Origin of the sequence: Candidatus Cloacimonas sp. (assembly GCA_039680785.1) — a bacterium.
GTDB lineage: Bacteria > Cloacimonadota > Cloacimonadia > Cloacimonadales > Cloacimonadaceae > Cloacimonas.
Genome location: JBDKSF010000022.1, coordinates 1 through 15,820 on the forward strand (window position 1 = coordinate 1; position 15,820 = coordinate 15,820).

Annotated in this window: 9 protein-coding genes; 2 read left to right on the forward strand and 7 right to left on the reverse strand. The window is 40.1% G+C overall.

Annotated elements, in window-relative coordinates:
* The 3 genes from ABFC98_00915 to ABFC98_00925 all read right to left on the reverse strand — a co-directional run.
* Positions 1–190, reverse strand: a 190-nt coding sequence (locus ABFC98_00915; protein MEN6444587.1) for a hypothetical protein, incomplete at its 3' end; no start/stop codon positions are given.
* 27 nt (positions 191–217) lie between these two features.
* Entirely contained in the window at positions 218–2,140 is a 1,923-nt protein-coding gene (locus tag ABFC98_00920) for an ATP-binding protein (GenBank protein ID MEN6444588.1), read from the reverse strand.
* An 813-nt stretch (positions 2,141–2,953) separates the two neighbouring features.
* Positions 2,954–3,286, reverse strand: a complete 333-nt coding sequence (locus ABFC98_00925) for a DUF3795 domain-containing protein (GenBank protein MEN6444589.1) — start codon at positions 3,284–3,286, stop codon at positions 2,954–2,956.
* A 306-nt stretch (positions 3,287–3,592) separates the two neighbouring features.
* Here ABFC98_00925 and ABFC98_00930 point away from each other — a divergent pair, with 306 nt between their 5' ends.
* Entirely contained in the window at positions 3,593–4,417 is an 825-nt protein-coding gene (locus ABFC98_00930) for a type III pantothenate kinase (GenBank protein ID MEN6444590.1), read from the forward strand.
* A gap of 3 nt (positions 4,418–4,420) precedes the next feature.
* Complete coding sequence (locus ABFC98_00935; GenBank protein MEN6444591.1) at positions 4,421–10,849, forward strand: hypothetical protein; 6,429 nt, start codon at positions 4,421–4,423, stop codon at positions 10,847–10,849.
* A 26-nt stretch (positions 10,850–10,875) separates the two neighbouring features.
* Here the strand turns inward: ABFC98_00935 and era are convergent, their stop codons facing one another.
* From era to ABFC98_00955, 4 genes are all read right to left on the reverse strand, one after another.
* Positions 10,876–11,760, reverse strand: a complete 885-nt coding sequence (gene era, locus ABFC98_00940; GenBank protein MEN6444592.1) for a GTPase Era — start codon at positions 11,758–11,760, stop codon at positions 10,876–10,878.
* Between the two features lie 39 nt (positions 11,761–11,799).
* Positions 11,800–13,059, reverse strand: coding sequence for an ornithine--oxo-acid transaminase (rocD, locus tag ABFC98_00945; protein MEN6444593.1), 1,260 nt, complete (start codon positions 13,057–13,059; stop codon positions 11,800–11,802).
* A gap of 44 nt (positions 13,060–13,103) precedes the next feature.
* Positions 13,104–14,465, reverse strand: a complete 1,362-nt coding sequence (locus ABFC98_00950) for an MATE family efflux transporter (protein MEN6444594.1) — start codon at positions 14,463–14,465, stop codon at positions 13,104–13,106.
* Positions 14,466–14,655: 190 nt separating this feature from the next.
* A partial coding sequence (locus tag ABFC98_00955; protein ID MEN6444595.1) for a glyceraldehyde-3-phosphate dehydrogenase occupies positions 14,656–15,820 on the reverse strand: 1,165 nt, incomplete at its 5' end.

Below are 15,820 nucleotides of genomic sequence, written 5' to 3' on the forward strand. Positions count from 1 at the left end.
GGACATGCAAACCCAGCAAAGGAATGCAGCTGGATTGCTCTGAGATGCCGGAAAAAGGACTGATGATCTCCACAGCGATATTTCTCCTGTCACGCAATGTGATCCTGCCTTTTACAGACATACCCTCAACCATAATATCAATCTGATCTCCCTCGATACCTATAATCGTGTAGTCCTTATCTTGTATCACTTTTCCTCCTTTGGTGTATATCTTTGCTTACAGGGCAAAACCAATTGCCCGCTTGGGCATTTCGAAGTTTGTGCCGCTCTCGAGGATGGCATATTTACGCAGATCAGCCAGGGTCAATGTAGCTGTTTTCCCACGCAGATAGACCTCATGGCAGGCATTCTGCACTACTAGCCTGATTTGACCGCCGGTAAAGGGAAAGTCGTTCGCAAGGCCTTCCACAGCAATGTCCGATGCCCCTGGAATGGTCGCTGGAAGATGCATGCGCCACAGCGCTATCCGTGCTTGATAATCGGGCGCTTTGATTTCCAACTTATAGTGAAGCCGTCGGGACATTGCCAGATCGAGATTATCAGCCAGATTGGTGGTGATGATCAGGATACCGGGAAAGCTTTCCAATTCCTCCAGAAACACGCTCTGGATGGTATTCTCCGCATGATCAACCGCTCTTTCAGGAGATGAAATACGCTGATGGATAAGCTGGTCTCCTTCGTTAAGCAAAAAGACCGGGGACAAGCGCTTAACTGCCTCACGCATCTCTTGAAAGAGTTCCCTGGCCTGTTTTTCGCTTTCTCCGTAAAAAGAACCCCGGATAGCGTTGGCATTGATCTGGATCAAAGGACGCTTCAGTTCATTGGCTATCACGCCCGCTATGAAGGTCTTGCCAGTGCCGGGAACTCCGTGTAACAATATGTTGATACCTTGCTGGACATCCTTGTCGCCTGTAAGCGACGCTCCCATCAATCCCCACTCAACGAATCCATCCCTCTGAGGATTGCGCAGCCTTTGCACTATGGTGACGATCAATTCCCGGGTTGGCTGATCCAGGATGAGTTGCTCCAGGGTCTGGGTTGGATTGATACGGGTAAGATAAGTGGAACTGGAAAGCGACCTGTCCACTTTGCCCGATTCATCTCCTGCCTTTTCTGTTTCTCCATGCAGGGCAGTCACTGCATTGTAGGTCAGTTCCATCATATAGACGGCAAATATGGGGAAATGAGGTTCTATAAGGCCTTTTTTACTAAGCAGATTATTCTTGGCAAGCATATCGATATAGTGCTTGCGCTCTTTGGAATTTCTTGCCAACAGCGATGCCAAGGTAGAAGGGGAAACCTGATTTGCTGTCTCTCTATTAAAGTAATCGATCAGTAGCAGGCATTTCTGCCAGAAAGCATTAAGTTTGTGTTTCTTGCAGAACTCTACCCATCTGGCAGCGCCCTTTGCGTGAATCAAAGCATCTAAATAGGAATCAAGCACCATATTAAAGTTTCTGCCATAGCATGCTCCGTTATTGGATGAGAAATCGTCAGTCAGTTCCGGATAATGCATAAAGAGCACTCCGATCATCTTTAAGATAGAATTCATTGCGGTATTGGGATTGGTCAGTCCCTTGCCAAAGGCCTTGAGTCCCGTATTGACGGGATCTTTGCCCAGGATCAGGTTCCAGAGCAAGCCATTAAGCCGTAAGCCAGTGCCATACAATGCCCGAATGTCATAATGGTAATCCACTCCCATTAAGTGAGGTGTACTCAGGATTTCCCTGTCGATCAAATCAACTATGGCGGCATACTGCTTATCCAGGTTATCATCCATTCCAGGCATCATTTCGCAGATCTCTGGCACATTGAAATCTTGCTCACAGTTCGCTTTGGTCTTGTTACATATCCTGGCGATTAGCATCAGTTCGCTGGGCTGCAATTGATATGCAGCAAGCAGCGGGGACTTAGTTATCGAGCATTGCAAAGAGCGCATAACAGAATCATGACCGGGACCATCACTCATGTTAGCTTTTACCTCTGTGGATGTACTATTCCGCCAATCACTCTCGTTATCCGAATCAGACGCCTCATCACAGAGATCTTCCTTATTTAGGAGATCATGAATATAAGTCACCACCTTGCCCTGATCCTCAACATCATTCAGTTGTTCCAGATATCTCATAATACTTTTCATATCACCTACCTCAATCATATTTTTCTTTTATTATAACTTGCTGATGATTAATTTCTGAAATTTCTTTCTTATTTGAGGTATCCTCCAGAATACCCGGATCAAAAGATAATGGTAGTTTGTTACATTTTCCTATCGCAAGATTCCTTAGTTACTGTACCTATAACCCCTCCCGACTGTATATCATATCTTATGACAACAGCGACTGGATTATTACTTTCTCTTGCTGGGGTTCGCCATTTTTGTTTGCAAAAATACTGTCTGAATTTGAAGTTTTGAGTGGTGGTCTGATTTGCAAATATCCTGTCAAAAACCATCAAAATGGGTCTTGGTAAGGATGAGTTAGAATGTCATACGATGTGACAGTTTGCAGTTTTCATTGCACAATTTGCAGTTTTCGCTGCACAATTTGCAGTTTTCGTTGTCAAGTTGCAGCTTGGGGGTCTTTTTTAGCCGAAGCATTGCCAGAGCCATTAATCTCTCGTCTAACATCCCTTAATCAAGCGTTAATTGTTAAGGAGTGATTAAGGGTAGATAAAGGGTTAATTAACGCCTTTGCCTAAGTTGGTTAAAATCATTCCGCCTCAATGTAGTAATATATGTCAGGAAGCGGACTATGTGAGGGAAATGCCAGTTATGTAATGTTACTATTACGCATACAGGCAGTTAGGAATGACGATCCTGCAGACCTCTTATAAATGTAGGATTTGCCCTCTTTTTAAGTTTAGCCATAGATTTAGACATAGCTAAATGCCAAGGGATAATTGGAGATAAATTAAGCTACCCAAATAGAATTAGTTAAAAAGAATACGAACTTTATCTAATCCTTTCCAAATTCTCTTTAGCGGAGGGATCTACTTGGTAAACATATTCACTTTTCTCGCAGGGAAAATCCGAGCATTCAGCACAACTTTTGTATTCTTTTTCGATTGCACATAAACGAATGGGACACAATCCACACCAGGAGAATTTTGCTCCTTCGCTCATACAACCATCACAGTTAATATCTTCAGGATGAATTTCACCTTGATAATGTTCGCTCCAACGCTTTGCGATATCCACTTTTTTGGCTTCGTCAGCATTCTGAGTGGCAATGTATGCTTCACATTGGAAACAATCAACTCCGCAGGCAGAAATTACTTTACTCATTTTTACTCCTTTTTAGGTTATCAAAAACCGTTCTCTTTTAAATGGAAATTCTCTTTTTTGCTACAAAAAAAACCTTTAGGTCTGATGGCTTATTCATTTCTTTTGCAGCATTCAAAATAGAATTAGATTTCTTTTATTTGAGAAAGCCAAATCTTGTCAATAATTTATTCTACGCTCCTTTACACTCCAAGAAATAAAGCAGTTGAGAAATCTATTGACAGAAATGTTATATGGGAAATAATATGCTACCATAGAAGTTTGTGCTTGTTTTGTTATCTTTACCAGAAATGAATTTGAGCAGGGATTATGAATATTTTATCGAGGTATGAACCAATTCTGGTAGTGGACATAGGTAATACGAATATTGTATGTGCCATATACCGGCAAGGTAAATCCGTGTGGACGGTGCGTCTAAAATCCTGTCAGGATAGAACTTCTGATGAGTATTATGTTTTACTGAGCGAGCTAATGGCTTCCTCATCCTCTTCTGAAGATATTATTCCCACTCTGAAAGATATTCGTTATATTGCATTAGGAAGCGTAGTGCCTGAATTAACGCGTGTTTGGAAACATTTATTCGGGAAATACTTCAGTGCAGAGGTCTATGAAATAAATGCGCTAAGCCCCTTGGGAATTAGTTTTAGAGTGGATAATCCGTCTTTTATAGGAGCGGATTTAATAGCCAATGCTTACGCTGCCTGGCAAAAATATGAAAAATCTTGCCTCATAATAGATTTGGGAACAGCCACCACTATTGAGCTGATTAGCGATATCGGAATGTTTGAAGGTGCAGTGATAGCTCCCGGAATGAAAACCGCTGCCGAAAATTTGTTCAGTAAAGCAGCTCAACTGTATGAAATTGAACTTGTTCCTCCTTCCGCTTTATTGGGTATAAATACAAGCGAGGCAATGCTTTCAGGAATTGTAAACGGTCATTCTTTTATGCTAACTGCTTTTATTGCTAAAATCAAAGAACAGTATCCAGTGCTAAAACCCATTCAAACAGTGCTTACCGGTGGTATGGCTTCTTTAGTAAATCCTTTTGTCCAAGGTGTAGATGTGATCGATAAAGGGCTTACTCTGGATGGATTTTATCTGGCTTTGGGCAAGATATTAAATTACCAGCAGTAATTTATGCTGAGAAAGCTTTTCCTCTTTCTATTTATCTTATCAATAATTACGCTGCAAGCAATTGATAACGAGCCCGGAACTGATCATCCCGTAGATCCGGAACAGACGGAGCATAAAGGTTTCTTCCCCGGAAATCCATTTCGGCAAAAGCCGGAAATGCAACAAACGCTTGATCCTGAAACAGAAAAAGCGATGTATCCAAAATTGTATATAACTGGCTACAATCCCGTAATAAACAACCGCATCGAAATTTACAAAATCTATAACGGTATGAATTACTTCAAATTAAAGCCCTGGGATATAACCGCTTTTGCACCCGATTATAAAGAAAAAATACTCTTTGCTGATAATAAAGTAATCCTTAGCGTGCAGGTTGACAACTATAAAATTACTCCCGATGTAATTATCAGCTTTGACAAATACTTTGCTAATCTGCAAAAGAAGGCATTTCACAAGTCGCTTTTAACCAATCTGAAAACACAATCTCAAGAAACACAGACAGTTAGCAGTGGTTTATTTAAAGATCTCACTTTGCTGCCAGATATTGCCATGCCAAAAGCTATGCAAAAAGTGCTGGGTTCATCTGCTGGACGCCTAAATTTGGATGGAACACAGAAACTTACGCTTCAGGCAAGCAATACGAGAAGAAAACAGGTTCCCATTTATGATCAATCAGGTAAAAATGTATTTGATCTGAAAATGGAAATGGAAACCAATCTACGCCTCTCGGGAACAATTGGAGATAAGATAGCGGTAAACTTCAAATACAATTCCAAACAGGATGAAGCGCTGTTTGATATGAACAATGTGAATGTAAAATATACAGGTTATGATGATGAATTTGTGCAAAGCATTGAGGGTGGAAACATTGCCCTCACTTTAAGCGGTTCGCGTTATGTCAGTTATTCTGCCAGTTCACAAGGACTTTTTGGTATAACCGGTAAATTCAAATATGGAAATTTGGACTTGAGTGTAATTGCCAGTAAAGAAGAAAGCCAAAAAAACACGCAGACCTATATTGGGAAAAGTCAGGCGGATTCATCCACCGTAAGTAGCTGGAAATATGCTAAACGAACAATGTATTATCTTCACGATCCATATCAATTATATCAGCTAATAACTAATCCCAATAATCCTCCCGGTTGGATAAACAATGCCATAGAAACGGCTGCGGATGGTTCTTGGATAGTAAACGCCAATTATTTACCCGCCAATGGAACGGTGCGTTTGTTTTATGACGATGCCAATTATACAAATGACACGGCAGCCGCCAAAGGTGACACTATCTACTATTCTCAAAATTCCAGACCCCCTTATGAACCTTGGTATGATGAACTTATTGAAGGCACGGATTTTGTGACCGATTACGATACAGGAATTATTACTGTCCTGAAAAATATTGACCGAACGGCAACTTTGGGAGTTCAATACACTCGTCGCGATGGTGTTCAGGTGCCCCCATACAATTCAGATACAAACCGTTTACATTTAAAAGTGTTGCGTAAAAAATATCAGGATTATATACCTTATGATCCTTCCGATGAACTGAATACCTGGCATTTACAAATGCGTAATATTTATGATATGGGTAGAACCAATATCAAAAATGACGGTTTTGAGCTGCAGGTCTATACTGTAAATGTAGATTTGACCCGCAATTACAATCTCCCAGACAATCTTGTGTTTGGTGATATATCCACTTATAATGATTACTTGCGTTTAAATGCCAATGGCAGCCCGGATGGACTTATAAACGGCGATGATGTAACCGTGAACCTTACCAATGGCTGGATTATCGTCCCTTTCATTGAACCGATGAAAGGTCTGGGAGATGGTATCATCTATCGTAAAGAAAATGAAGATGAATATTCTTATCAGGACTCCACCAGCATTTTCATTAACATCAAAGGCAAAATTGGACGCGAAGCAATTGAACTTTCTTCGATGGGTGTGCTGAAAGGTAGCGTGCGAGTAAAAGTTAATGGCACCGAACAACGCGAAAATGTTGATTATATAGTAGATTACGATTATGGACGCATTACTTTTTTAACAGCCGCCGGAAAAGATCCCGATGCCAAAATTGAAATTGAATTTGAATCCCGCACCCTCTTTAGCGTGGCACAAAAAAACCTTGCCGGAATAAGAGCAAACTGGCAAATGAACGATTATACGAAATTGGGAGGAACGCTTATCTACCGCAGTGAAAATGTTGCTGATAAACGACCCCGCATAGGCAATGAAAACATTGAAATGATTATGGGAGATGTGGATGGGGAATTAACTTTCAAACCAGAATTTATAACGCGCTGGATTGATGCTTTACCCTTGCTAAATACTACGGCTCCTTCTCAAGTTTCGATGTCCGGTGAACTTGCGTTTACCCTGCCTAATATTTATGGAGATCCCAGCGGTAAGAAAAAAGAGGCATACATTGATGATATGGAATCAATTATGGATTCCTATCCTTTGGGCGTAACTTATAACACTTGGTCTTTGGGAAGCAAGCCATTCGGAACTTCTTATGCCAAAGGACGCATCAATTGGTTTAATCCTAAAGATGTGAAAAGGCGTGATATCGAAGCGGAAAACACTTTAACGGAACAAGAAAAAGATGAATATGTAACAGTGCTAACAATGATTGCCAAACCCAATCCGGTTCAAGTTCCCGGTTCTTATACACAGAGCTGGGCTGGAGTAATGAAATACCTTGGCAATGAGCTGGATTTTTCCCAAAAAAAATACTTGGAAATTTATGCCAAACTGGAACCGATAAATCCCAACACGAGTATTTACCCAAATGTTACAATGCACATAGATTTGGGTGATCTGAACGAGGATTTTTATACTGAATATGGCGGTTATGGTGTTCTGAATAGTGAAGATGCAAATCGGGACGGCGTTTTAACCATAAGTGAAGATATTGGTCTGGATGGCATTGCTCAAAATGATCCGGGCAATGATCCCAATGACATTGCTTATCCATCCAGCGGAAATGACTATTCTGGCGTTAACGGAACAGAAGAAAACAGAATTTTGGATACCGAAGACCTGGATGGAAATGGGGTTTTAAATTCCTTGGATAGATATATAAGCTATTCCTTCTCGCTTACAAATCCTGATTCTGCGTTGATTGTGGATTCCTTTAATCAATGGCAAATGTTTCGCATTCCGCTGAACGATGAACAATATTATCAATTGGTAAATAGTTCCGGAACAAATATTCAGCCCACTCTGCAAAAGATTTCTTTTGCGCGTATCTGGATAGATACCGATTGCTCAATGGATGTAAAAGTCCGTATAGCAGATATTTCCGTTGTGGGTAATAAATGGCAGGATAATTATGTGCGCCAATTTAAATATGGTAATGCTCCTCCCCCCAACAGCTATATTCAATATTATAATCCTCTGATCGATTCCGCCATCCTCACGGCAAAAAATACCAGCTTCATCTCCGGAATTGTATCAAATCAAAAGAATTTTTCTCATTATACTTCTCCTGCTGGAACTTGGTATATGGAAGAAAAACGTGAATCGGCAGAATCAGCGTTAACTTTGGAAGTAAATCATCTCCAGCGAGATCAAATGTGTTTGCTAAGGCAAAAAATGCTGGATTCTCAGAATTTGCTCTCCTACGATAAAATTCGTTTTTGGGTGTATCCTGAGACGGCTCAGGGTTCAGTAACCAAATTGGATTCTCTGTATATTATTTTCCGCATCGGAGCTGATTCTTTGAACTATTATCAAGTTCGTCAAAGAGTACCGGTTCGTCCTTATAATGCAAAAATGAATGCTCAGGATTGGATTCAGCTGGAATATAACTTGCAGGATTTAATTTCTTTGAAAGAACAAAATCCTAATGCAGATGCCGATTCCCTGGTTCATATCGAAAATGGAGATGATGGATCTTTAGGGACATATTATCGGGGCACTCCAAGTTTGATTAACATTCGTGATCTGTATTTGGGGGTTTATGTTCCCGGAACTTACTACTACCAAAACCAAAGTGAAATAAAAGAATTTAGCGGAACAATCTACTTTGACGATATTCGGGTTGCCGATCCTTATGAAGATGCAGGAATTGCCAGACGCCTTAGCGTGAGTGGAACTTTTGCCGATGTCGCTATGCTAAATGTAGATTTTGAGGATAAAAGCGAGAATTTTAATACTACCATCCAACGCGGGCGCAGTAATTCTTTCACCAGTACTCAGTCGCTTAATATCACGCAAAAAATCTTTGTCAATAAGCTCTTTCCTAATTCCTGGTATCTGGATATACCCATTTCCTTGAATAGAAATTATTCTTTGGGTCTTCCGCGTTTTAGAGCTAATTCAGACCTGTTAAGAGCCAATATTTCCGATCCGATACTAAAAGACCTGGAAAAAACGGAACACCTTGCCTATAGCGCTGATTTTGGTTTCAGCCAAAAGCAAGCACCACAAAGCAAATTCTTACAATACACAATTTACAAGACCTCTCTAAGCGGTAGAATAGAAAGCTCTTATAATAATACTTCCACGGCTATAGATACACTCTTGGCATATAGAGGAACTTTGAATTATAATTTAAATGTTCCTGCCAATATAACCAGTTTCCAATTGTTCCGCAATTATCGCTTTGGCTACTTTCCCAGTACTTTCAGCAATAGCTTTACTTTCAACAGTAATGAACCCAAAAGTTGGGATAGAGTAACAACCGTAGATAGTTTAGTTTGGAATAAACGCAGTCAGACCACGGACACCAGAACTTTTACGACCGATAATAACATTTCCTGGAATTTACTAAGTGATTTAACCGCCACGGCTCGTCTAAATACTAAACGAGACCTGAAGCAAAAGGACTATCTTTACGATGTAAATATTGGTAAACAAACAGAGTATGTGCAGGATTTGGGGCTAAATTACAACCCTGTCTATTTACCGCAAATTTTTAATTTTACTTCTGCCACTTCCGCAAGATATACCGACACCCAAAGAAAATACACTCAATATATTGATGGACAAGCGGTTGATACATATCAAAGAGATGGTAATACAAATCGTTCCATCCGCCTCAATTTAACTTTGATGAATTCTTCCCTGCTAAGCGGATGGGCATCAAAACTGGGATATAAACCACCTGCTGATAATTTGCCACCCCAAGATAAAGATGAACAAAACCCACCTCCCAAAGATAAAGAGAATGGCAAGCACGGCAAGAAAGAAAGTTTACTTCCCGAAGATATCAAGCAAGAAGAATTTGATAAAGAAAAATTACCTCCCCCTGAAGATATCCCCAAAGAAGGACAACTACCTGAGCCGGAATTACCTAAGGAAGAAGCCAAACCCAATGAAGATGAAATTCAAAAACGCCGAGAAGAAATCATCCGTTTGAAGGAAGAAGGCAAACTTTCCGAACTTTCAGATGAAGAATTGAAAAAATTATTGGAAGGAACCGAGACAATTGAAGGCGAAGAAAAGAAAGAAGAAAACCAGAAAGAACCAGGTGAAAAAGAATCTGCAGAAACAAAAAGCGCAGGGTTTAATCCCTTGCTCACTTGTGTAAGCGCTCTTTCTCACATAAAAAATATCAATGCTTCCTATCAAAACTCTTATCTGATGAATTACGCTCGTAAAACAGATACTTTCCCATTCACTTTTCAGATAGGTCTTCCCCATAGCGTTCCCTATGATTCTTTGGAAGCCGTTTCCAACGATAATACACTCACTTTGGGGAGCGGTATAACTTTTTCACGCAGAGTGGATAGCGTAATAAACTTTTCGCTCACTTCCAATCGCAGATATGCCAGCGCCAGTAATCAAACCATCGGTTATACTTTCCCTGATATCACTTTATCCTTATCGGATATGGAAACTTTGGTGGGATTGGATAAATATATTACTGGCTCACGGATAAATACTGGTTTTCAATATACAGTTCGCCAAAATGGTAATCTGGATTGGGTAAAACCCAAACAAGAAACATATACTACTGCCCTGAATCCTTTACTGGGCTTTACTGGAAACATCTTAAAAGTGGTCTCCACCAATCTAAGCTTTTCCGTAAGCCAAACCAAAAATATAACAGATATGGATACTTACGAGATATTAAAAACCAGCGATACCCAGTCCTTAAATGGAAATATATCCTATAGTTTTAGAGCCGCGCGTGGTTTTTCCGTTCCTTTCTCTAATAAGAAAATCCATATTAAGAACGAATTGACTTCCTCTTTGGGAATAACTTACGAAAATAATTATGACAAAACCAAAGGCAGCACCACTACTCAAGTTGATAGAAATACAAGTCGTGTTGCCATTTCACCTCAGGCATCATATCAGTTTGATGCCAATATCCGCGGAGGACTAACCAGCAGCTATGAAATAAATTCCGATAAAAAAACCGAGGACGGAACCTCTGTTTTCAGTTTAGGAGTTTGGGTAGAAATAAATCTATAGTCAGAGCTTGGCAAGCTATGGCTATACTAAAAGCCAAGTTCTTTTAAGGCAGAATTTTGTTTGCGCCAATTGGGCTTAATTTTAACAAACAAATGCACTTGAACAGGTATTTGCATAAAGCGTGTGAGTTCTCTTTCCGCATATTCTCTTATTTTTTTTAAGCCCAAGCCATTCTTGCCGATAATTATGGGCTTCTGACTATTGCGTTCCAACCAAATCACGGCATCAATAATGACTACTTCAGGGGTTTCTTGAAAGCGTTCAATAAGCACTGCCGATGAATAAGGAATTTCTTCCTCATAAAAGTTGAAAATTGCCTCACGAATAATTTCTTTGGCAAAAAAACGCATCGGCAAATCGGAAAGCATATCTTCTTCATAATAGGGTTCGTGAAAAGGAATATAATAAGTAATCGCTTCCAACAATTGTGGTATGTTTTCTCCCGTTTTGGCGGAAACAAATAAGACCTCATTGATGGATGAAGGCAGATATTGTTTCAGTTCCTCCCTGTTTACTTCAGGGTTCAGATCCAATTTATTAAAGACGGCAATTTGGGGATTCTTCAATAACTTTAGCTGCTCCAACACTTCCTTGTCATAATCAGTTGGAAAACTGTCAATAGGAGCCAAAAAAAGAAGTAAATCCACCTCTTTTAAACTGTTCTGCCATATTTTCAGCATTTTTTCTTGAAGCTCATAGCGCGGTTTCAAATAACCGGGGGTATCCACAAAAATTATTTGCTGCTCTGCTGTATTCCAGATACCTTTAATGGCATAACGAGTGGTCTGCGGTTTGGGAGATATGATAGATATTTTCTCGCCCAAAATGCAGTTCATTAAAGTTGATTTACCTGTATTGGGTTTTCCGATGATGGCTACAAAACCACTCTTGAAATTGGCTGAAACACTCATTCTATAAAAGAAAGGGGTGGAAAACCACCCCCTAATATATTATTGCCCTGTTTCCATATTCATTTCGTCAAACACTGTTTTAAGAATCTGAATACACTCATTTAGCTGTTCTTTGGTAATTACCAAAGGCGGAGCCAAACGAATAATATGACGATGAGTCGGTTTACAAAGCAGTCCTTTTTCTTTTAATTTCAAACATACATCCCATGCTTCATAGCCGTTTTTGGGCTCTATCACAATAGCATTTAGCAGCCCTTTGCCTCTAATCAGTTTTAGCATTGGGTTATCAATTTTACGCAATTCGGCACGGAAATATTCACCCAATTCAAAAGCACGCTCAGATAGTTTTTCGTCTTTAATTACTTTTAGCGAAGCAACCGCAACAGCACATGCAAGTGGAAAACCGCCATAAGTTGAGCCATGTTCTCCCGGTTTAATTTGCAGCATAATATCCTTATCTGCCAAAACTGCTGAAATAGGTAATACACCACCCGATAGAGCTTTACCTAAAATTAACACATCCGGACGCACATTATCGTAATCGCAAGCAAGCAGCTTTCCGGTTCTGGCTAATCCGCTTTGAATTTCATCCGCTATAAACAGCACATTATGTTCTTTGCACAGGTTATAACAATCCTTTAAATAACCATCTTGGGGAACTACCACACCTGCTTCACCCTGAATGGGCTCTACGATGAAGGCAGCAACATTTTTACCGTTCTTTTCCAAATAATCCTTTAAAGCACTGGCGTCATCATAAGGAATCCGGACAATCCCAGGGGTAAAAGGACCGTAACCTTCAAAGGCATCGGGATCGTTTGAGGCAGAGATAATCGTGATCGTTCTGCCATGAAAATTGTTCTCGGCAAAAATGAGAACAGCTGCGTTGGGAGTAACTCCTTTCACATTATATGCCCATTTGCGGGCAAGTTTCATAGCCGTCTCAACTGCCTCAGCGCCTGAATTCATTGGTAAAACCATATCATAACCGAAATATTCGGTTATATACTTTTCATATTCTCCCAATTTATTATTGTAAAAGGCGCGCGAGGTTATAGTAAGTTCTTTTGCCTGTTCAATCAATGCTTGGATGATGGCAGGATGACAGTGACCCTGATTTACAGCAGAATATGCTGAAAGAAAGTCATAATAACGATTTCCTTCCGGGTCCCAAACATAAACTCCTTCACCTTTAGCAATTACAACGGGCAGCGGATGATAATTATGCGCTCCGTATTTTTTTTCCAATTCCATTGCTTCACTACTACTAATGCTGCCGTAGATCAAGTTCGTGGACATTTTTCCTCCCTTCTATTTTTTATTATTATTACTTAAGCCCTTATTTATAAAGAGGTTTTTGTGTCAAGCGGAAGTTTCAGACGCTTCGTGATATGATACACAAACAGGAATGAAACGATTGTAGTGATGAAATCAGCTATCGGCAAAGCAAAAATCAAACCGCTGAAACTGAAAAGATGATTCAGCAAAAAAAGCATTGGGATATAAACAATTCCCTGACGGGATAACGAAACGATAAAAGCAGGCAATGCTTTTCCCATTGCTTGTAAGGCAGCCATCAAAATCATCCCCAATCCAGCAAAAGGAATGGCGAATACATAAGCGTCAAGTATCCCTTTGCCAATTTCCATAATGGTTCTATCCTTGATAAATATGGCAATTAGTCCTCCTGGGAAAAGGGCAAATAATAAAGTAAAGATTGCAGCCATCCCCAGACAGATTAAATTTGCCGTTTTGATAACTTGTTTCATCCGAGTGTAATTTTGCGCTCCATAGTTATAGCCAATAAGCGGCTGAACTCCAATGGACAAACCAATGAACGAAAAAATGGCAATGGAAAAAACCCTGGATACCACACCCAAAGCAGCAACTGTATGATCCGAATATACAGAAGCCAGTTTAAAACTTATCGCATTGCCAATGCTCATCATAACTTGGCTGAGCGAAGAAGGAATGCCAATGGCAAATATTTCTTTATAACAAGACCAGCGTGGATGCAAAAATCGCAAACTGGGACCTACCATACTCTTTTTCCTAAGATAATAAATACTATAATAAAGTAAGCCCAATCCTTGTCCAATAACGGTTGCCACTGCTGCTCCCGTAACACCTTGATGGAAACCGAAAATAAATAACGGATCCAAAACAATATTTGCTCCCGTGCCAATAAACAAACCCATCATTGCTTCTTTGGCAGCTCCTTCGGCTCTCAACAATTGAATCATCGTAAACTTAATCATAATTATTGGGCTACCGATAAAAATAGCCACCAGATATTGTTTGGCGGGAAGAGCGGATAAATCGCTTGCTCCTGAAAGAGCAAGATAAGTAGGGATAAAAAGAATCCCCAAAGCAGCCACAAAAATAGAAAGGACGCCAATTGTAAAAATGGCAGTAGTTGTAGTTTCTCTGGCAGTGTTTATATCTCTTTTCCCTAACAGACGAGATAAATAGCTGGCTCCGCCATTGGCAAAAATACCTGCAATTGCCATCAGCATATTATAATAAGGCAGAGCCAAAGAGACCCCTGCAACCTTAAATGGGTCGTTTAATTTACCAATAAAAAAAGTATCCGTCAAATTATATAATATGTTAACCAGCATACTAAGCATACTGGGTAACGCAAGATACATTATAGAATATGGAACGGATGTTTTTTCCAGTATATCTATTTTGCTATGTTTCATCTAATTGTTTCCTTGCTGAACCCTTTTTTGGGAAAGGGGAATTAAGTCAAGCACCGATTTTTACGCACTCCTAATTCTCATAGCTCCAAAACCTTTCTCCCAAAGAGAATATTCAGTTTATGCCGCTTCCCTCAATTTGTTTGGCGGGCATTAACTGAGAGCACTTTTTTTGCTGTTTCCACTAACTGTTTTAGATAGTATGTTCCTCGATATAATTGGTTAAGCGTGAAAGGCAATTTACATACGAACCAAGCTCGTTATCATACCAACCGAAGATTTTTGCATGCGTAACCGGCAATTCCAAAACTTTATCCGTATTTACGCCCTGAGCCAGCAAAGTTGATACTGGGATAGTTACAAAACCTGTTCTGGTATGAGTTTCATGAGCTTCGATAACCACAGCCGCCATCGTTCCAATCATATCTGCAGATACATTTTGTCTGTCACTTATTACCAGCAGGTCTTTTTGTGCGCCTTCTGCTGCCTGGGCATAAACATCATTAATCAATTTCCTATTCACAAGCGGCTCACCCAGTTCATCCAGTTCCGTATGAAATGTTATATTTAAATTGATGAGAGAAACCGTAGTGGTAGGAATACGAACGCTATCTGCCATAAAGCCAATATTTCTAATATTGGGCATAACCTGTTCCAGGGCTTTTGTAACGCCGGTTGTGGAAAGAATTATATTATTCAGAACACTTCTGGATTTTCTTAAATCCGTGGCATCCGTTTTGGGAACGCTATCCAGAATGGATTGAGTGTTTGTGGCAGAATGGATGGTACTCATTGAAGCAGTTAATATACGCGCCGTTATTTGATTTTCCAGCAGTGGTTTCAACATATGTGCCAAACCGGTTGTTGTGCAAGATGCAGCCGAAAGGACATTATGTTTGCCGGGATCAAAATCCAAATGATTGATGCCATAAATCATTGTTTTAGCATCGTCGGGAAGAGAATTTCCAGATTTCATTTTGAAGGGAGCGCTACAGATAACTTTTAGAGCTCCAGCATCTAAATGACCTCTTAAGCAGGGTTTTCCCGAATCCGTTCGCAAAGAAGGATCCAGAAAATTACCAGTGCAATCGACAACAGTTCTAACACCTTCATTCAGCCAGTTGATATCTTTTGGGTCACGCACGGTTTTCAATATTTTCACTGGTATTCCTTCAATTTCCAATAATGGCTCTTCCGCATCCAGAACTTTTATTTCCGCTTTTTTACCTACAATTCCATACAGAAATTTATGAATGGAACCGTAAGTACTATCCATTTCAATAACCTGAACAAGGTCGTCTATATTTTTCCCGACCACCCTTCCACAATTTACTACGATGCCTTCAAAATGCCTCAGA

Excerpts from the sequence above, each read along its gene's own strand:
- ABFC98_00920 (MEN6444588.1), bottom strand. The coding sequence starts at position 2,140 with ATGAAAAGTATTATGAGATATCTGGAACAACTGAATGATGTTGAGGAT.
- ABFC98_00925 (MEN6444589.1), bottom strand. The coding sequence starts at position 3,286 with ATGAGTAAAGTAATTTCTGCCTGCGGAGTTGATTGTTTCCAATGTGAA.
- ABFC98_00930 (MEN6444590.1), top strand. The coding sequence starts at position 3,593 with ATGAATATTTTATCGAGGTATGAACCAATTCTGGTAGTGGACATAGGT.
- ABFC98_00935 (MEN6444591.1), top strand. The coding sequence starts at position 4,421 with ATGCTGAGAAAGCTTTTCCTCTTTCTATTTATCTTATCAATAATTACG.
- era (MEN6444592.1), bottom strand. The coding sequence starts at position 11,760 with ATGAGTGTTTCAGCCAATTTCAAGAGTGGTTTTGTAGCCATCATCGGA.
- rocD (MEN6444593.1), bottom strand. The coding sequence starts at position 13,059 with ATGTCCACGAACTTGATCTACGGCAGCATTAGTAGTAGTGAAGCAATG.
- ABFC98_00950 (MEN6444594.1), bottom strand. The coding sequence starts at position 14,465 with ATGAAACATAGCAAAATAGATATACTGGAAAAAACATCCGTTCCATAT.